General features: G+C 49.7%; 12 protein-coding genes. All 12 read right to left on the bottom strand.

Going from position 1 to position 19,625, the window contains the following annotated elements; translation table 11 throughout:
• Positions 1-692 precede the first annotated feature (692 nt).
• The 12 genes from LLG96_15855 to LLG96_15800 all read right to left on the bottom strand — a co-directional run bounded on the left by LLG96_15855 (position 693) and on the right by LLG96_15800 (position 18,989).
• Positions 693-2,081: an ABC transporter permease subunit gene (locus LLG96_15855; GenBank protein ID MCE5251682.1), complete on the bottom strand. Its 1,389-nt coding sequence runs from the start codon at positions 2,079-2,081 to the stop codon at positions 693-695.
• Between the two features lie 4 nt (positions 2,082-2,085).
• Positions 2,086-3,414: an ABC transporter permease subunit gene (locus LLG96_15850; GenBank protein ID MCE5251681.1), complete on the bottom strand. Its 1,329-nt coding sequence runs from the start codon at positions 3,412-3,414 to the stop codon at positions 2,086-2,088.
• A 52-nt stretch (positions 3,415-3,466) separates the two neighbouring features.
• Positions 3,467-4,864 carry an ABC transporter permease gene (locus LLG96_15845; protein MCE5251680.1) on the bottom strand — a complete coding sequence of 466 codons (1,398 nt, stop codon included), beginning with the start codon at positions 4,862-4,864 and terminating at the stop codon, positions 3,467-3,469.
• A 2-nt stretch (positions 4,865-4,866) separates the two neighbouring features.
• Positions 4,867-6,462, bottom strand: a complete 1,596-nt coding sequence (locus LLG96_15840) for an ABC transporter permease subunit (GenBank protein MCE5251679.1) — start codon at positions 6,460-6,462, stop codon at positions 4,867-4,869.
• Positions 6,463-6,521: 59 nt separating this feature from the next.
• Positions 6,522-7,238 carry an ABC transporter ATP-binding protein gene (locus LLG96_15835; protein ID MCE5251678.1) on the bottom strand — a complete coding sequence of 239 codons (717 nt, stop codon included), beginning with the start codon at positions 7,236-7,238 and terminating at the stop codon, positions 6,522-6,524.
• A 126-nt stretch (positions 7,239-7,364) separates the two neighbouring features.
• Complete coding sequence (locus tag LLG96_15830) at positions 7,365-8,825, bottom strand: ABC transporter permease subunit (GenBank protein ID MCE5251677.1); 1,461 nt, start codon at positions 8,823-8,825, stop codon at positions 7,365-7,367.
• A 76-nt stretch (positions 8,826-8,901) separates the two neighbouring features.
• Positions 8,902-10,332: an ABC transporter permease gene (locus LLG96_15825; GenBank protein MCE5251676.1), complete on the bottom strand. Its 1,431-nt coding sequence runs from the start codon at positions 10,330-10,332 to the stop codon at positions 8,902-8,904.
• A 35-nt stretch (positions 10,333-10,367) separates the two neighbouring features.
• On the bottom strand, positions 10,368-11,633 hold the full coding sequence (locus LLG96_15820; protein ID MCE5251675.1) for an ABC transporter permease: 1,266 nt from the start codon (positions 11,631-11,633) through the stop codon (positions 10,368-10,370).
• 192 nt (positions 11,634-11,825) lie between these two features.
• Complete coding sequence (locus tag LLG96_15815) at positions 11,826-13,322, bottom strand: NEW3 domain-containing protein (protein MCE5251674.1); 1,497 nt, start codon at positions 13,320-13,322, stop codon at positions 11,826-11,828.
• Between the two features lie 2 nt (positions 13,323-13,324).
• Positions 13,325-14,872, bottom strand: coding sequence for a TolC family protein (locus LLG96_15810; protein ID MCE5251673.1), 1,548 nt, complete (start codon positions 14,870-14,872; stop codon positions 13,325-13,327).
• A 432-nt stretch (positions 14,873-15,304) separates the two neighbouring features.
• Positions 15,305-16,630, bottom strand: a complete 1,326-nt coding sequence (locus LLG96_15805) for a hypothetical protein (protein MCE5251672.1) — start codon at positions 16,628-16,630, stop codon at positions 15,305-15,307.
• 67 nt (positions 16,631-16,697) lie between these two features.
• Complete coding sequence (locus LLG96_15800; protein MCE5251671.1) at positions 16,698-18,989, bottom strand: carbohydrate binding family 9 domain-containing protein; 2,292 nt, start codon at positions 18,987-18,989, stop codon at positions 16,698-16,700.
• Positions 18,990-19,625 lie beyond the last annotated feature (636 nt).

Here is a 19,625-nt window from a genome sequence, read left to right as displayed (position 1 = left end):
GAAATTCTTTTAACCCGATTTATTGAATAATAGAACGCGGATCGGGCGGATTAACGCGGATATATTTATTTATATATCTTTTTTGATATCGACGATTAAATTATACTAAAGACAATATTAATAATATATTATATCACTTGGTGCCTTTGTGTCCTTATGATGAAATATTTTTACGAATAATTCGGGTTTATAACCTGATATAAACTATACTATTTTTTCCCGCAATACAATAAGCAATCAGCGGAAAATATAATTTTCCGTTGAAAATATCGAGCGAAAAATCCGTTTTTCGTATTCGCTGTGTTGTGCAATCATGGGGAAACGGGTAGATTCAGACCGTGAACAATGGCTTCCCCTGTCTTCTTAAGGGGAGAGGAGAGTAAGGGACAGGGGATTCGCCATTTTTACCGAAGGAGTTTATGTTGCGATGTAACCCGGAAATATCTGAAAAATGTATCTGCAGTTCCCGGTTCTGAAGCCTCGGCCTGGCATCGGCAGTCGCCGTAACGACGTCATTCCCGAATCTTTAATCGGGAATCCAGATACAACTGCATACATTTTTCATCCTTCGTTGTGACTATTTATAGTCATGGAGGTTATTTATGAAAATATGTTTAACCACAAAGACACAAAGGCACAAAGATATATAATAAGATCGGAGTAATTGCCCGTATCAGACTTTCTTCCGTTATTCACCTGACATCGGCCCGCAGGAACGCGGTAAAAGCTCCCATTGCCAGAACGATATTCCACAAAAGGATGCCCGCCATGTCCATGAGCGCATCTCTCAGGCTTCGCACAATGTCAGGCCTGCTTTCCCGGAACATCGGGAAATCGGAATTGTCGCCCTGGTATTCCTCGGGCCGGGGTGACTGCACCAGGATATTTTTCCCGTCGACATTGATATCTGTCATAAATGACCACTGTGACGTGCTTACCAGTTTTCCTATCTTTTTCCGGATGTAATTGTCATAGAGCGCGGAATATACCTGAATATCCCGCATGAATCGCTCTTCGCTGTCGATGCCGGTTCCCGTAAGGTTTTCCGCTGCATACTGAAAGAGCGCTGTCGGCGATATCCGCGATAAATTCTGCGCGGTTGCCGCCCGTTGTTTCATGGAGTTGTCATAATTATTATAGTATTTGATATAGCTGTCCTGGCAATTTTCACAGATACGGTCAAATTCCTTTTTCGCCTCGTCTTCCGTTCTGATTTCACCCTTATGTGCCCGTTCACGTATTGTATCGATATCGATATCAAGCTGTTTTTGTATGACCGGCCCCAGTTGATTGGATGTCTGAAATTCACTCGGGACCCGGGAGATTTTTTCAGCGATGATTCCGGATGTATTCGGTATGATGATTCCCAGGAAAATCCAGAGAGCGAGCGATATCATAAGGACGAGCGAGGAATTACCGATCAGGGACGATAACATGAGGCTCAGAAAAGCGAAAATGGAAAGGTACGCCAGAGAAAGAACGATCATCAGTGCGATTCTCGCAAGATAACCGGTCGTGAACACCACGGGATTCGATAATCCTGTGATAATGAGACTTATAAGGACACCCGCCGACAGTATCGCGGTCACGGTTAAAAGGATGGTCGCATATTTGGAAACAACCAGCTTAATCCGGCCTATGGGATTGGAAAGAATGAGGCGCATCGTTCCCTGTTCACGCTCACCGGAGATTGCGTTATACCCCAGGAGAATGACATAGAGGCTGAAAATGATGGAAACGATGAATGTCCAGTCCGGTTCCGGAATATCGGGTAACATGTAGTTACTTTCATCGGACGTTTGTGCGGATAATGAATATTTTGGCGCAAGCCGGTATTGTCCGGGACGGTATGTGTCTCCGCCCTCGGACATGAACAGGAGTGGTGACGGCTGCCGTGAAAGTGTCGTGGATACGGTACTTTTTTCCTGACTGCTGCTCAGGAATACCGTCATAAGCTGATTGTATTTCCGGGAAAAATACACTCCGTTGATGGAGAAGAGCGTGACGGCGAAAACCAGAAGAACGACAAACTGTATGCTTTTCACATGTTCCATGAATTCCCGTATAATGACTGTTTTCATGCGGTTACCTCACATCTTTTCTCAGAAAAACCACATAGGCTGTGGTAAAGAACAGTATATTGAGTAGAAACAGGATAATCAGGGACCGTACGGTTCCATGGAAACTCTGTACAGCCGTTTCGGATTGGTAAGCGAAATCGAGTGTTTTGGATTTCTTGAATGTGTCGTAATCGCTGAACCTCAGTACGGAAAGCCTGACATGCTCCTGCCAGAAGCGGAAGACGCTTTCGAAAAAACGCTCATAATCCGTCATGCCGGTTCGTGCATAACGGGTCATGACCTGGTCGTACAGTACGGCCGGTGACAACACCGAAAGGTTTTCGGCAAGACGTGTCTGACCGGCCATCTCACGGGCGAATTCACGGTCGACACGGTAATACGCTTCCGTTCGTAACGCATTACCTTCGACATTCCGTGCACTCTGTTCCCTCGTCGGTCTCCCGCCTTTGGCGAACGCCTCCTGAAACGGATCGGTTTTCCGTTTGTACTCTTCTTCATATTGCTGAAATGCCGATGCTTTCCGCTGGTTCAGCTTGTCGGGGAATATCTTATACATATCCTGCGCGGCAATCACACTTATGGCAGGATAAATGATTATCAGAAACGCCCATACCTGCAGCAGTACCATGAGAGCTATGGCCGGGCGGTTTACGAGTATCGATACAAGCAGTCCCATGGTATAGAAAACCGAGAGATAGAGGACTGACACACCTGCCATCCCGATAATACGGACTATATCGGATGTACCGAGGACAACCGACGGTTGAGAAATCATCATCAGCACCGCCACTATTATCGCAGCTATAAATGATACGGTGATTATACACATCCCGCCCAGGCATTTACCGAGTAATAGCGTATCACGGGGAACAGGATTGGACAGTACCAGACTGAGCGTCCGCGAGAATTTCTCTTCCGAAATGCTTGTGTAGGCAAGAAAAATGACCATAAGGCTGAGCACAACCCGTACCACGAAGGCAAAGTCGACTGCGGTGAAACCCGACATGTACCGTTTATGCTGACTCTCCGATCCCATGTATCCGGTTGTCCGGTCGGCAATTCTGGTGATGCTCATTTCCTCTTTGTTGCCGAGTTTCCTGTCCTTTCCCTGCGCCAGTATACTGAGCACCTGCGGCGGCTTATATACGGACACGTAAAATCTGTCTATCGGTTCGGCCCGTGCGGTCAGATAGTCCTGATTACGCTGCATATAGTCGCTTATATTGATTGATGTGCTGATGGAGATCAATGCTATCGTGATCAGAAAACCGAGCTGGAACTTCGATGATTTCAGGTGCTCCTGAATCTCACGGGCGATAATTGTTCCCAACATGAAATAGTTCCTTTACCGTGTGATATCGAGTGATATCTGTTACAATCCTGCATTACCGTACATCGTACCGTACAAATACCATGAATGACAGGGAAAATGCGGCTGCCGCATATAATACTAGGACAGCGAGATACAATCCGGCCCGTGTAAGACGTTCTTCGATGGTTGCCGGTTTTTCCGTATAGAGAGGAACTTCGGAAAAATTCACCGGCTTCTTTGATGTCGAATAATCTTCGTACGGATTGTACCAGTGCGGGCTGACAGGGTCCTGCGCGTCTTTTTCCTTGAAGAAACCGAGGAACTGTTCCTGGAACACATGGAGGTCGTTCCAGTTTTTCTCGAACCGCACGAATCCTCCACCGACGACGGCCTCGCTCATATACTCGAAAAGCGACACCGGCGACAGGAAAGTAACCTTCCGCACTCGCTGAAGCTGCCGTATCCTGTCGTTGCAGTAGGAGTCCCATATCTGTTTTCTGCTGTTCATGATATTTGTCTGGTTGGCCGCTCTCAGCTCGTGCTCGGGAAGGAACGGCATGTTGCTTGATGATGCCCAGCTTCCCGGCGGGGCGTTTCTGTTGATTTCTTCGCGCGCTTTTTGAATTTTCTCCGCGATGATTTCGGCTTTCTCGATAGGGAAGAGCGTCTGAGCCCAGAAAAGAGCTGTATTGGGTACTATTGCGGCAAAGATGAGCCAGCAGGTGAGTGCTAGAAGAAGGCTTACATTTGCCGACCGCGTGACAACCGACACGAGCATGCCGAACGCTGCGATACAGGCGACAAAAATTCCGGCAGCCGCCAGGAAAACCAGTATCTCAATTATGAGAGCGCCTGACACGGCGATCGTTCCGGTTATGAATACGATCACGAGGCTCAGGCAGATTCCCGGAAAGAGAACGAGCATCGAGGCGATTATGGCGCTGATGTACTTCCCGAGCAGGAGAGTGCCTCTCGACAATGAATTTGCGAATGCCAGCGCCAGGGTCTTCGCTTCCTTTTCACCCGAAACGGCGTCGAATGTAAACAGAAAGACGACAAAACCCATGATGAGCGATACGATGAACATCCAGTTCAATTCCTGAAATTCCTGGAGATACGGATTCGCGGCGCCAGAGCTCACATCGAATCCGTACACGTTGTAGGCGCTGTATTCGAAACTGTTGGGGAGGTATTTTTCCTTCGCGTCATCGATGAACGTGTCTGTGCTGGGCTCGAAGAGATAATGCTGCCGCATGGTGGCCAGTCTGGAAATATTCTGTTCCGCGGCTTCACGGAGCTCCTTCGATACTTCACTCCGGTACCGCAGGGAGATTTCCTTGCCCGCCCGGTAATCCTTGACAAATGCGGCGCTGCCGATACAGAAAACCATGAGGGTGAGAACAAGCGCGATATGGAGCCGTAAACTGAGAACGGTACTCCGTAATTCACGGAATATAATATCGAGGAGCATGGTTACCTCACATCGTAACGGATGAACGAAATGAACGCCAGATAGAAGAGTATGACATCCCCTAAAAGCAACAAAGCAAGCCTGATGAGGGAATTATTCACGTCATACGCGAACGTGGATGATTCCCATCTGAACTGTGGTACTCCGGAAAGGTCGAGCGGCTCGTACTTCCATAAATCTGTACCGGGGATATCCACTTTTCGCAGAGGTTTGAAATCGCCGTTATGCAGCTGCGCCCATTCTCCGTATTCCCGGAGTGTTTTAAACTCACCGCCGGTCCGTATCCGCACGATCTCGTCCGCGGTCATAAACGTTTTTGGGTCCTGACGGGTGAAGTATTCGTACGATGCGAACATGTCCTTGTCCCGAAAGAACTGTATCAGCTCCTCGCGGTATTCCCGTGCTTTGTCGAGAAAATGGTAGTGTGCCGGAACATCCGTCCTGCACATCGCGGACACACTCTGACGGAACATCTCGGACGGTGAAAGAAGGGAAAGCCACTCGGCGAAAAGACGCTGCCTGTCAAGCTTGTCGAGGTAGGCTTTCTGAATTGCCCATTTTTCATCCGCATACTGTATCCGGAGTGGTTCCGAATACTGGCACAGTTTCCTGTACAGTTCCATGAGACTTCGTGTATTGCCGGACACTTCCATATAGCCATCACCATAGCTGTTCATGTTCCAGTTCATCCACCAGTCCGGTTGATCGAGGGTTTGTCGGTATTCGCGAACCTTGGTGGAAAAATTTCTGTCCAGATCGTTGAGAGCATACCGGAGGTTTTCCTGCGATTCCGTGGCGATGAAGCTCTTTGCCACATACACTGACGCGTTGGGTACGACAAACACGGCTGCCACCCATATGAACAGGCAGATGATGATACTGGTGACCGATGAATGCGTGCGGGCGGAAACGAGAAGCCCGAGTGCCGCGAAAAAGGTAAAGAAAACGATGCTCAATCCGAACATGAACACGATTCGCCCCCACTCGTGCGCCGAAAACTCCAGATGAGGATGGAAGAGGATGATGACCGCGCTGAGACCGTAACAGAAAAGGATTACCGGCATCATCGTTATCAGGATACCAATCACTTTACCCAGGAGGATTTTCCATCGGTTCACCGGGTTCGACAGCACGAGTTTCAACGTCCCTTCCTCGCGTTCCCTGCTGCATGCGTCATAGGTGAACAGGAGCGCGAGGAGCGACATGATGATGGTAATCACCGTGCTGAAATCGAGGGAAAAAAACGAGTTGAGGAGCGGATTTTCGCGGACAGAGCTCCGTCCTTCCGCCAGGAGTGTTTTTTCGCCAAGCCTCGTAGTGACCTTATTACCCACCTTGTAGCTGATACCGCGGCTGAAAATACTGAGCGGTTCGGGCGGTCTGACTATCTCCGGGCGGAGCGCCGAATAGACACGAATCTTGTTGTTTTCATCGGCCTGTTTTTTTTCGAGCTCATATGCCCGCACCTGCGATTCATAGTCGTTTATGCTCACTACCATGGTGAACGGGATGAGAAACAGGCACAGGAGAAAACCGATAGTAAACCGTGCGGAAATGAGATTCGTGTAAAATTCTTTGAGGGCTACAGACAGAATCATGGTATTGCTCCAAAAATTTTAAAAAAAGCGTGAACATTCCGAATATCCTGAAATACTCCTTATGCCACAGCTTCCTGCATGTATTCGAGGTAGATTTTCTCGAGGTCTTCTTCGAGGAACTCCTCGCGCGTACGCACCATGACAAGCCGTCCCTCCTTCATGATCCCGACACGGTCGGCGATCTCTTTGGCGCGGAAGATGTCGTGCGTGCTCATGAGAATCGATTTCCCCTGGTCGCGGAGACCGGCGAGAATCTTGATGAACTCCGCAGCCGCCTTGGGGTCGAGGCCCGATGTCGGCTCGTCGAGGAGGATGTTCGGTGCATCCTTGATGATGGCGATGGTGATGCCGAGCTTCTGGCGCATACCTTTCGAGAAGTTCTTGACCCGCATCTCGAACGCTTCTTCCTTGAGCCCGACCTTGCGCATGAACATGTGGTAGTCTTCCTTGGTCAGGTTCTTTTTCCCGCCAAGCTTGGCGAAAAAGTCGAGGTTCTGACGGGCGGTGAAGTTGCCGTAGAGCATGACGTTCTCGGAGACATAGGACACATACTTCTTTGCTTCGAGGGGGTCTTTGGTCACATCGATGCCGTTGATAAGCGCGGTGCCGCTCGTCGGCTCGATGAAGTTGAGGAACAGGTTGATGGTCGTCGTCTTTCCGGCGCCGTTCGCGCCCAAAAGACAGAAGATTTCGCTTTCCTTGACATCGAGGCTCATGTGGTCGAGCGCGAGAAGCCCGTCCTCATACCGTTTCGTCAGATCGATTGCCTGTAACATGGTAATACCTCCGTTTTTAAGGTTTCTTTAAATGTTTTTCATCATATTGTATTTGTTATTGTTTTTTCACTTCTGCCTTCTGCCTTTTGCCTGCTTTTTTCTGCCTTGTGCCTGTCTTTACCGCCTTCATCTTACATCGTATCGGATGAATTTCACGAATGCCACAGTGAAGAAGAGAATCGCATACAGTATCAGGAGCAGAAAATCGATTCGGTCAGTCTGAATAACATCGCCGGCTTTTACATACCCGAACTGGATCAGCTCCGGGACGCGAATACGTCCACCCTTGATTGAGGTAATATGAGGGCCGTCATGACGACCGTATACATTTATAACGTTCTTCCTGTATAATTCATTATCGAGTCGATTTTGAAATGCGCGGGCTGCTGTTCTGAAAGAAATCAATGCTTCAAGACCCGTTCCGGAAAGGTCGGACACGAGAAATGAGTAACAGCTGACCGGTGACAATCGCGCCAGGCACTGAGCGAATGCCGATTGACGGTTTAATTCGTTCGTGTATTTCCGGTCGATCGATGCATATGCATCCACAATTCGTTCACGATATTCGGTGACGAGTGCGGATGCTTTCGCGTCGTATTCGCGAAATGCTTCGTGATCGATCTGCGGCCCGTTATCGTTGTGATCACGGTATACCTTTTCCCAGTCGTCAATACCGAATGACCTCATCGTAGTTTCAAAGAGTTGACTGCGGCGTTCATTGAGCTCTTTTTCAATAGTGCGTCTGACAAGCTGTTTTTCAGTGTTGACAATCTGTGGCGATCTGACCGGATACATGATTTGTGCGAGCATGGGGCTGAGCTTCGGTATCCCGAAAACGATGAATATCCAGACAAACAAGCTCACAAAAACAGTCATCATGGAATGGTGTGTCAGCGTGGAAAGCATGATTCCGAGAGAAAAAATCGCAAAGATGAAGAGATACGATATAAGCATTATTGCAACGATGTTCGGCAGAAATTCGGATTGCATTATGATAGAACTGTCCGTTACAAATATGAGGATCACTCCGGCGATAAGCGCTATCGTAAACGGAATAACAAACAGGATATAGCGTCCGATCAGCTTCCCTGAGAGCATTACCCAGCGGGGTACGGGATTCGACATGATCAGCCTGAACGTGCCGGACTCTTTTTCGCCGGTGATGGCATTGAACGTAAAGATGAGTGAAAGAAGTGATAGTATCACACTCACCATAAAACGGTAATCAAACGATCCGAAAAGGCTGCCGTTCGGATTTCGGACTCCCGGTTCATCGATCATTCGTACCACACCATCGGGGGAAGCAATAACTTTCGACGGGATATCATTCTGAATGCCTCCATCGAAAATGCTGAGTGGCGAAGGGGGTCTGAACCCTTCTACATTGCTGTCGACATCTACCCAGCCATCTGTTTTATCGTGGTACAGACGAATCGATTCTCGGTAATCGATCATGCTTTGCCGGTAATTCAGTGTCCCGATATACAGACTGAAAGGAATCAGAATAAGACAGATCAGGGTCACCATATAAAACCAGTGCGCCATAATGGATTCACGGATTTCTTTCAAAAAGAGTGTGGAAAACATGGTGTCACCTGCGTGTATTTACTGTTCTTTTCACTTGTGCCTTTTGCCTTATGCCTTGTGCCTGTCTTTACTGCCTTCATCTCACATCGTACCTGATGAACTTCACATACGCTCCGACAAACAATACGATGTTGAACAACACGAGCACGCCCCAGAACGGCAGCGTCCACTTCAGGCGGCCGATGAGCGGCTCTTCGGTGAATCTGAACCGGGGACGGTCGCTGATATCGAGAAAGGTATTGCTGTCGAATGTCGGATCGTTCTTTTTTGCTTCCGCGACTTTTTTCTCCTGATAATCATAGTAGGATTTGTAATACTGGCTCTGTACATCGCTGAAATACGTCAGACTCCTGAAACCGGTGCCGGTCAGATCGGTGGCGACATAGAGGAAATCAGTGTACGGGGACAGGCAGGCGACCAGTCCCGCCAGGAGCATCTGATTTTGTGATTTTCTGTCGAGCTCCTGTCTGAGAACACTCGCCTTTTCGCCTTGAATCCGGTTTGCCTCGTCCCATGCGGCACTGTCTGCCTTACGGTATGCTTCGTGCATGTTTTTAAAAGCGGGATCGGCCGCCACGCGCTGACGGATTGCGTCGGACGGCATCGCCTTGTACTCGGTAAACCGCGCACCGTACTCCGCTTCGAATTGCTGAGCGACCTTCTTCGACAACTCGTTGCCGAGGTTGTCACGGTCTATGCCGGTGATTATCCTTGCCTCACGTTCGATCTTGTTCACCGATGGTATACGGTATATCTGCGCTACGACATATGGAGCGAGATTCGGTATGACCAGTATCAGTAAAACCCAGAGAAAGAGCGAAGTGAGAATCGATGTCGAAGAAAACCGTGAGAAGCCCGATACAAGCAGCCCGAGGAGGTAGAACAACGAAATGTACATGACCGATGCCAGGAATACAAGACAGAAGGACAGCCATGCCGATTCATCCCAGTGCACGAGTGGATGGACTGTCACGTAGATTGCGCCGATCAGGAGAGAAACCATGAGCGGAATACCGAGACTCGCCAGACCGCCGATCCACTTGCCGATAAGGATAGATGCCCGTGATATAGATCCGGCAGTGAGCATCCGCAGCGTTCCCTGTTCACGCTCCCCGGTGATCGCATCGTACGAAAACAGGATTGCCATGAGGCTCATGATTATGGTGACGATGAACAGGAAATCGATATGGGGAAACAGCACCGGGAGCGGATTGTCCTCGTACGAGTTGAGATCGGCATCGCGCTGGATTCCGATAATGAACGGACGGAACTGCTCGGGCGGTTTTTGCGGCTGGATCATCCCACCCAGGCGGTTTGTGTGGGCATAGTTATTGAGAAAATCATCCTGGATAGCCACCCTGGTGCTGTGATCGTCCATCTCCATCTGGAACTGGTGCGTCAGAATCAGCACGCACACGATGGTGAGCAGAACGGAGAGCAGCAGCCCGATACTGAATCTCAGGTTGAGGAGGTTGTTCAGAAACTCCCTGGCAATTATTCTCTTCATGGTCTCATTCTCCTTATTGGGCTGTTACTCAAACGCTATCGGACATCGTACCGCAGGAACACGACATACGCCGCGGTGAATGAAAGCAGGGCGAACAGGGTGAGCACAAGCAGATTGGCAAATCCCTCCTTTGCCAATATATCTTCCAGTGACCGGCGTTGATAGGAGAACGGAGGAAAATCTCCGACAACATTGCCATCCGAGTCGGTCGGCTTGTTCCACACCATGTCCTTGTATTGTATTACAGCGTCTTTAACCCGCTGCTCCTCGATGATACCCGTACCCGCAACATCGGTGGAAAGATAGGTGAACGCCGCTGCCGGCGATATCCGCGTAATGTTTTTCGAGAGCGCAACGAGCGTGTTGAAACGGGTCCGGTAATCTGCGATCAGCTTGTCGTTTTCGTTGTTGATGGATCTCATTGCATTATCGAAGCTGGCCGATTTGTCTCCCCGTCTTCGTGCCGTTATAGCTTCGAAAACTGCCTTGATCCAGGTACGGTTTCGGATCAGCTCGAGCTGCTGGACGGACTGGATTTTTACGAACTGCCGCGCCAGTGTATTGCCGAGGTTGGGGACGACAAAAACAGTGAGCGCCCAGAGAAAGAGCGCAAGAACGATGGCTGATGCCTGTGAGTGCGTGACGCTTGACAGAAAGAGCCCGAGCGAGTAAAAGAACGCCAGATAGACCACCGAGCTGACAAAAAACAGCAACAGCTTCACCCACTGTTCACCAGCAAAATGCACATGGGGAGAGATGAGGATTACCAGTGCGCCGGAGAGAAAAATCAGTATGAAGGGAACGATGAAACTCGCGAAGCCGCCAATCCACTTACCGATGATGAGCGTGGGCCGGCTGATGCTGTTCGACAGTACGAGCCCTAAGGTTTTAGCCTCTTTCTCCCCGTTCACCATGTTGAACGAAAACAGGAGGGCGCAGAGCGACATGATGACTTTCACGATGTACATCCAGTCGGGGCTGGTGAACAGCCTGAACACGATGTTGACCGCCTGCTGTCCGCTTCCCACCTCGATCTGACCCGCGAACCGCACCAGGTACGACCGTCCGATAGTCTCGTCGAGCCCCCGCACGAAAATCGAAAGCGGCGTCGGCGGGACGATGGCGACAGGCTCCTTCGAAGACGGCCTCAGTATTTCATAGTTTTCCATGCGGAGTTGGTAGTCGTTATACATGATGAACAGGCTCATGATCATCGTAACCACCATGAGCAGCGTCACAACTATGAATTTGAAACTGTAGAGGTTGTTAAGGATTTCCTTCAAAGCTATGTGCCTTATCATGGTATCCTGCCTTGCACGGTTGGATTAGATACCGACTCCCGGATTTCCTTAAAACAGAGAGTCATGAACATGATGGCGCTTTCCTTTTCACAGTCACAATTGCTGTTCATCATGGATTGTACTTACTGCAATCGTTTTTTTCTTTGTCTCTTTTCCCTTATGCCTTCTGCCTTGTGCCTTTTGCCTGTCTTTCTACCTTCTGCTGATCTTGATTCCGAATATCACGATTCCGAGTACAAGTCCGATGAGCAGCATGATGAGCAGCGCTGTCATGAGGATCGGGGTTTTCGCTTCCACCATGATGCGGACGGTCTTGTCCTCCGTCTGGACACGTCGGTTGTCGGCGAGCGCTTCCGTCTTGATTTTCAGCTCCTGCGCCCCCACACCGACATCGGAGGGCGGGACAAAGGTCACGTGGACGATTTCTTCCTTTTCGGGATCGAGCGACCGGACAAGGTCGGGTGTAATCAATGAGCGCCAGTTGAGCGGATTGTCGGTCGTTATCTTGATATTGTCGAGCCTGCGGGTACCGTCGTTCCGTACGGTTATGTCCATATCGAGGCTGTCGCCAACCGTGATCTCGTGATAAAGCGAGGGGACGCGGACTTCGATCCTGCCGACACCGCGTGGGATCAGTTCAAGGCGCACCTTGCCCGCCTGTATCTCATCGATGTCCTTCTGGTCGAAAATTGTACCTCGTTTGTCTTCCAGCGCGGCGTACTCGTCACGGGACAAAACGAGCGCGTAGAAGACGAGCGGCCTGTCGATGACCACATCCTCGTCGTCACGGTCGGGGAGATAGACCTTGAGCGCGAGCTTTTTCGTGTTGACTCCCTGGGTGAATTTGATCTGGGAGAGACGGGCGTTCGTGTCGGAATCGATGAATTCATTGGAGACCTGGCGGGGCAGGTTGACCGTCATGAGCGAATACACATCGTCGGTGTCGGAGAAACGCTCAAGGTTGAGGTCGAACGTCGCCTGCGAGCCGATATCCGCCTCCTGTGAGAACTGGACTGAGTTGATGTCGACGATGTTGGCGCTCGCATCCTTTTCGAGGTATATGTTCTTGTCGTCGTGCCTGCCGCCGTAATTGAGGCTCACCTTGAGGCTCTCGACATCGCGGAGGAGGCCGAAATCGACCGTGGTCGAACTGCCCAGTTCGAGAACGGGGACACGTTTTTCATACGGCGCCCCGATAATGGTGTTGTCCTGAAGATTCAGCAGGGATACAAAGATGTTGTATATCTTGTTCGACCGCATTTCGGGAGTGAAAACATCGAAGTGCTCCTGGAACTGCTGAAGATATTCCTGGTTGCCCTCCATGGTGCTCTGGAGGGAAAGCCGTATGCGCCGCTCACCCGTGTGCGTCTGATATTTGACCGCTTTTTCCACGATGACATACGACTGCTGCGCGATAACCCTGAGAATGAGCTTCTGATAATCGACTTCGCTGCTGAGAACCTCGTTTTTCGACTTGGTGAACTCATCCTCGGAGATAGCCTTGTTTTCGTAAAGCACTTTATCGTTTTCGAATTTCTGTTTGGCGATTTCGTATGCCGCCCGCGCCTTTTTCAGATCGAGAAGGAGCGATGCCTGGTCGGTCTGACCGTCAGACATGCGCGGAAAACCAAATACCATGCAGCATACCCATACCAGAATACAAACGCCGTTTCTGATCCGTGTTTTCATGCTTATTTCCCCTGTTCCTGTCTATTGATGAGATATGTACGATTGTTTTCAAAATCCCAGAGGGTCTGGCGCTTGAGGTCCGCCAGCGCGAGTTCGTATGTGATGAATGCATCGAGATAGTTGAGCTGTACTTCGGCGAGCCGTTCCTGTTCACGGGCGAGCTCCTGGCTCGTAATGTCGCCGTTCTCGAACCTCATGCGGCTGATATCGTAGCTCCGCTTGGCCACATCCTGATAATTCTCGTAGATGCTCAGGCGGCTCTTCGCTTCATTGACTTTCCGTACCGTATCCTTGACCTCGCGGACGATGGTTTCACGCGTGTTTTCCTGACTGAGCTGCCTTTCCTTCAGGGTTACCTGTGCTTTACGGACTTTCGCATCGCCGCGTCCCCAGTCGAAAACCGGGTATGAAAATGTCAGCGTGATTCCGCGGTTGGGGGGACGGTCGACAAAATTATCGAACGACGATTCGAACAGCGACCGTGTCGTGCCGCTTCCCGTCGTGCTGACTCCGGTCACATCGTAGTAGGCCGAAATGCTGCCTTTGAATTCCTGCTCACGTTCGGCGCGGTCGATCTCGATGTTCTGCAGTTTGACATCGAGCTCCGATTCATAGAGTTCGAGCCTGTTTTTCTGGGCTTCCTCGATAGCCTTGTTCAGTTCGACTTCGAATGTTTTATACTTGAGGTCGGTCACAATGGTGACAGTGTCCTCCTGATTGAGCCCTATGAGCTGCTTGAGCATGTCCGCATTCCGTTCGCGTCCGCTTTCGGCTTCGGAAAGATTGGCCCTGTTCTGGCTCATCTCGATTTCGGCAATGAGCACATCGCCTTCCGGGATTTTCCCCTTTTCACCCTTTAACTTCGCGATTCGATACGCCTCCTCGGAGTTTCTCAGTTTTTCGCTGGCTATCTCGACCTCGCGTACCGCCCGGTAGAGTGAATAGAAACTGTTCGTGACATCATAGATGATGTCGAGCTGGCGACGGGTGAACTCGCTCGAGGATTTCTCGTAGTAGTATTCGGCCTCTTTGAGATTTTCACGGAGCGTATTGGTGGTGAAAATCGGCTGATCGAAGCTGAGGCTGAGGCTGCTGTACGCCTGGTCGGTCTTCATTTTCTCGTAGTCTCTGAGGGCGAGAACAGTCTTCAGGTTTTCGCGGTACATCTGGGATGTAAGCGCGAAGTTCCCGCCCGAAGGAAGCATGTAGGTGAACTTGAGTGTTCCGCCCATCTGCAGAATACCGTTGGAATTGTAAACCGGCAACCCGTCGGTGCGCTGGATGGGTGATACGCTCTCGCTCAGGGAGGGAGCGAATATGCTGAAATCGACAAGAGGCTTGAAAACGGCCTTGTAATACTGGTAGGAATGCTGCATCGCCTCTTTACGGGCTTCATAGGATTTGACCGTAAAACTCTTTTCGAGCGCGATGGCAATCGCGTCTTCATACGTCAATACCCATGACTGCTGTGCAGCGGCAGGATGCTGATTCAACAGGAATATAAATGGAAAAAACAGTGCGTAAATTTTTAATGTGCTCAACCATTTCATACCGTATCTCCCACAAAAAAATGTATCTGTTATGACTTCATTTTCGTTTTTTTTATAAGAAATGCAACATGTATGCCAAATAAAAACCGCCTGTCGACATGCGAACACAACATATTATATTACAAGTAATTATGGCATAGCATTGTCGCAGCCGCGTTTCGTTTCTGGTAACGACAGCCGTACATTTGAGTAACGGGTTACACATTCCCTGTGAACGCAGTTACACACGATTCATTCGGAAATCCACGGTATTGGTATTCGTACTGTTGATTCAACTGAAAGGTGGGGGAGACATCGGAATGACTTGTACGGATGTCTCCCCCATAAGGAGTGATACTCATGGTTCCCGATCGTGCTCTCATCGAAATGAACTGAAAAGAAACATATACACCATGAAGTATAGAGGATGCTGACTGGAAGTAGAAAACCCTGTCATTTGGAGAGAGGTTTCACTTCCCATGTACGATAAAGGTATTCACGGAAAAACTCCTGTGCTTCGCTTCCCATCTGTTTTTCCGCTTCTTCCAGAAAACGGTCGGTTGTGGCATCGTACGTCCCGGCGAACCGGGTATGGAGATGCTTCAGCAGGCGGTTCAGCGACGCTTCTCCGAAACGGTCCCGCGCCTCGATGAACATCAGCGTGGTTTTTTCATACCGGTTACGATACCGGTCGGAAGAGGAGCTTTCGGTCTCGGCGATGCAATCGGGAGTTTGGCTGTTTGCTGCATGTTCGCTGTACTCCTGAATGAGAACGTCTCCGAACGTCTTGCCGAATCGTCTCTCGGAGAGACGGTATGCGGAAAATTCCGCCAGTCCTTCATTGATCCAGTCGTCGGGGGAGCCGGTATTCGCCAGTGTCCACCAGAAATGGGACATTTCGTGACACATGCCGTGGAAAGCCCTTGCTTCCCCAAACTCTTTCTTCATTTCTTCCCGGATATAGTTCTCGGATACCACGAATATCGGAATCCGTGCATACCCCCATCCTCCTCGGGGAGAATATATGAATCGTAATACTCCCTTTACCTGGGGAGAACCGTATATGCGGTTTAAATAATCCATTCCCGCGGCCAGGCTGTCCAAATGTGCCTTCACCCATTGTTCCGGCAGGTCATGGTAATACATTTCTATCCGGGCATCCCGTCCCCTGATCCCGATTTTTTTCAGTATCGGTGAAGCCAGCAGTGCCATGTCAAATCCCGGTTTGAAGGATTCCCATGTGGTGATGGTACGGTCTTCCGCCGTGCGCTCTTTTTTCAAAACACCGTTCGTTATGGTGAGGAATCCTTTGGGCAAATCGATTTTCATCTCGAAGGTAAAGTTCCGCATTCCCTCGAAAAGCGGATACCATACCGAATACAATGCCAGTTCGACAAGTTCCGGAGTAATCATGTTGACTCCGTTGATAATTTCCGGTATCGCCCCGTCATACCTCATGTACAACTGACCGATGTTCTTTGTGTCGATACGGTAATGAACGCCTGCAAACCTTAACAGCGACGAATCCGGGGAGGAATCCTTATGGAAAGGAATTTCCACCCCCTCGGCCAGTATCTGCCGTATGGTAAAGCCCGGCTGCAGATAGAAACGTGTTTCCGGGGGATTGTCGATCCAGACCTCCGCTTTGACCTGATGCTGTGCAGGATCGATCCGCACATTCAACCGGTACTGGAAACTCTTGCTTTCCGTAAATCCATTCGCCACCATACATGCTGACAGAACCACCATCACAAACGAGAATCTTATGAACCGTATCATTGTCTTATTTCCTTTGTATTTTGTTTTGTCCATCGCGTTTCTGATTTCGCCGGATTCTCATCTATCATCACATCTGCAGGGAGTAGCCGATTTTTGTGAACACCGCCCGGTTCGTCTGGATAACGCTGTTGTCGGGTTCGCCGCGCGAGTCCCTGAAATTGTTCGTATTGTAATTGTCGGAGTATCCGAGAAAGAACATGGTCTGCGGATTGATTTTATATGCAATCAATATCTGGCTGGCGAGTTTTCTGGTTCTCGATTCCACGTCGCTGTCGTTATAAAGACTGGTATTCCGACGGTAATCGGTGTACTGGAGATTGACACGGAGAAACATACGGCTTGTGAAATTATACATGGTCTTGAAATTGCCGACATTGGCAGTGAAAAGACGGCCCTGTGGGACATCGAGTTTTTGAACCGTATTTCCGAGATTGAAGGAGAGTCGGCGGCCGATATAGAATGTAGCCCACTGGCTGGAGTTGAGTACCGTGCCCGCGCGTGTATTATCGTAGTCGATTCCATCTCCGGCCCTGCAGTTGAAACTCAGTTGCAGCGAGCTGACCGGTCGCAGTCCACCCCATACATCGAATGAGTTCATTCTGAAATCGGTATTGTTGTATCGTTCATCATCATGTCGTCCCTCCATGCCGAACCAGGACTGGAGAGGACCGTTGTAGTTGAAATTCCCCATGACTCTTCTGAAAAGCGGATTGTTGTTCCAGTCATGCATCAGGTCATATCCGGTATATATGCTCAGCCAGTTATACCAATGTTCGGGGCCGTTTCTCCACATATACTGGCAGCCGATTTCGTTATACCGGTATCCTGTCTGTGTTATGAATCCGAGATCGCTGCGAAAACCGGGGCTGATCGCTTTCGTCAACCCATAGACCGAGTATTTATCGGTATATCGTACGAGCTCGATATTATACAGGAACCCCCCGAAATCACCTGATTTCTGATCGAATTCCGAGGATGTTTCATCGGGATACCGGGTGTTTGTACAGAAATACTGTGCGTTGAACTGATTTTTGGGTGTGAATTTAAACCTGGCGTCGAATCCCCCCAGACGGTTATGATATGCCTCGCTTTCACGGTCGGTTGCCAGAATACCCAGATAAGAGGATTTTCCCACATCGCGTTTGTACCGCAGTACCGTACCCGTACTCTGCATCGACAGGGTGGTATTGTCCGCTCCGTCTGTCCCGGAAAATACCAGGGGTGTATAGCTGTCGCGCACGGTGAAGAGGCCGAAAGTGTTTTTCCCCTCTTTGCCGGTAAGCCGAAGACCCCAGTCGGGATCGGCAAGTGTTCGCGTGTGGACGAGTCTGTCGCCTGTGTTGAAAATATCGACGTTATCGATGAAAAACGGTCGCTTCTCGGAATAGTAGAGAGGGAAGCGCGTATTGATGTCCATCTGAGCCGCGTCCGCTTCCACCTGAGAAAAGTCCGGATTCGCGGTAAAACTGATGTTGATGTTGGGTGTCACACCCCAGCGGGCTGTAATGCCGGGATCGATCCGACGGTCCGTTTCCTTCATGGGGCCGTATCCGCCGCCATCCAGTTCATCGCGTTCGGTAGCTCCACCGGTCGAAAATGTCGTTGCAATATCGATATTCCTGCCGGGCTTGACACCGGAGAAGCCTGTAAGCTTCTCGGCCTGGCACAGGTAACAGTTGTTGTTCCTGTCACGGGGAAACGCACCGATATGATGGCGTACGGTTCTGGGATAGCTGCGAACTGCGTCGAAACTCCATATCTGGTCTTCGTCGCCCGGCTGGAAATTAAGGGCCCTGAAGGGGATGGCCATTTCCACTATGTAGCCTTCATCGGTGATACGGCCTGCGGAATCCCATATCGCGTCCCACGATCCGCCGCCGCCGTCGGACGTCTCGATTTCATCCGCCTGTATGCCATATGGGTTGCAGAAAAAATCATAGGATCTCCGCTGGTCGTTGAATGTGTCGAAGAGTATTAAAACCCAGTCGTCGTCCCAGATATTGTCACGGTCGGTTATGTGTGCGCGAATTTGAGATGGATCGGGATCGTAGGCCTTGAACGCGACGAATACATGTGACTCGTTATATGCAAGCAGAACCTCCATCTTCACCGGAGCTGGTATGTTCTCGCCCGGCCTCACTTCGATATTGGCATCGATCTTTACAGCATTGGTCCAGACGGCATCGTCGAGTATACCGTCGACATGAACTGTCGAATCGACTTTCGGAACACGGTACGTGACAGCAGCCCGTACAGGCAGCGACAGAAGGGAACAGCAGAGGAAGGTCAGCAAAAACGCTGATATGCTCACATTAAAACCGCGATCATTAATAGTGCTCTTATGTGTTTGTTTCGGCATAAAGATATCCTTTCCTGATTGTACAGACAAATCGGCTAATACACATATTACACTGTATTTATTATATTTGAGGACTGAAGAGCAGAGATTCTGAATATCCGCCCGGTTGCGTTGTGTGCAATGCTACCGTCCGATGGGGAATTACCCGCCGGAGATGCACAAATACATCACAGGGCCGCCATCTATGAAAAGATATTGCATTGTTTTCATCCTGTATTCCTTTCTCATCCGTTGAGTTTGTCCGATACTTACTACTTACAAAACAGGCTTTTACTGAAAAGGTTACAAAAACACGGAATTTTGTCTCAAAATCTGACCTGTTTATAGATTTAGACGGGATAACGTGAAGAAACGTTGGAAGAAACAATCTCTTTTCGTTTGTAAGGGGAGGGGAATCACAACCGGGTATCCCGATAAAAAAAGCCGGCTGAAGTTGTTTCAGCCGGCATTTTAATCCGGATTTATCTGAAAATACATCTATGGTTTCCGGTGCTGAAGCCCCGGTCTGATGCATGGAGTCCCTGTAGTGCCGTCATTCCCGGAACTTCAATCGGGAATCCATATGCAGCCTGTATATTTTTCGTCTATCGTTGTGACAATTGTGTGCCATGAGGATTACTCATGAAGATTTTTTTA

The sequence above is a fragment of the bacterium genome (genome assembly GCA_021372535.1).
In the GTDB taxonomy this organism is placed as follows: Bacteria; Latescibacterota; Latescibacteria; order Latescibacterales; family Latescibacteraceae; genus JAFGMP01.
The sequence above is the reverse complement of the archived record's forward strand: the minus strand, read 5'-3'. Positions and strand labels throughout refer to the sequence as shown.

What these genes read in the sequence shown, in the direction of transcription:
- LLG96_15805 (MCE5251672.1), bottom strand. Translation starts at nt 16,630, where the DNA reads ATGATACGGTTCATAAGATTCTCGTTTGTGATGGTGGTTCTGTCAGCA.
- LLG96_15825 (MCE5251676.1), bottom strand. Translation starts at nt 10,332, where the DNA reads ATGAAGAGAATAATTGCCAGGGAGTTTCTGAACAACCTCCTCAACCTG.
- LLG96_15800 (MCE5251671.1), bottom strand. Translation starts at nt 18,989, where the DNA reads ATGCCGAAACAAACACATAAGAGCACTATTAATGATCGCGGTTTTAAT.
- LLG96_15820 (MCE5251675.1), bottom strand. Translation starts at nt 11,633, where the DNA reads ATGATAAGGCACATAGCTTTGAAGGAAATCCTTAACAACCTCTACAGT.
- LLG96_15835 (MCE5251678.1), bottom strand. Translation starts at nt 7,238, where the DNA reads ATGTTACAGGCAATCGATCTGACGAAACGGTATGAGGACGGGCTTCTC.
- LLG96_15855 (MCE5251682.1), bottom strand. Translation starts at nt 2,081, where the DNA reads ATGAAAACAGTCATTATACGGGAATTCATGGAACATGTGAAAAGCATA.
- LLG96_15850 (MCE5251681.1), bottom strand. Translation starts at nt 3,414, where the DNA reads ATGTTGGGAACAATTATCGCCCGTGAGATTCAGGAGCACCTGAAATCA.
- LLG96_15830 (MCE5251677.1), bottom strand. Translation starts at nt 8,825, where the DNA reads ATGTTTTCCACACTCTTTTTGAAAGAAATCCGTGAATCCATTATGGCG.
- LLG96_15840 (MCE5251679.1), bottom strand. Translation starts at nt 6,462, where the DNA reads ATGATTCTGTCTGTAGCCCTCAAAGAATTTTACACGAATCTCATTTCC.
- LLG96_15845 (MCE5251680.1), bottom strand. Translation starts at nt 4,864, where the DNA reads ATGCTCCTCGATATTATATTCCGTGAATTACGGAGTACCGTTCTCAGT.
- LLG96_15810 (MCE5251673.1), bottom strand. Translation starts at nt 14,872, where the DNA reads ATGAAATGGTTGAGCACATTAAAAATTTACGCACTGTTTTTTCCATTT.
- LLG96_15815 (MCE5251674.1), bottom strand. Translation starts at nt 13,322, where the DNA reads ATGAAAACACGGATCAGAAACGGCGTTTGTATTCTGGTATGGGTATGC.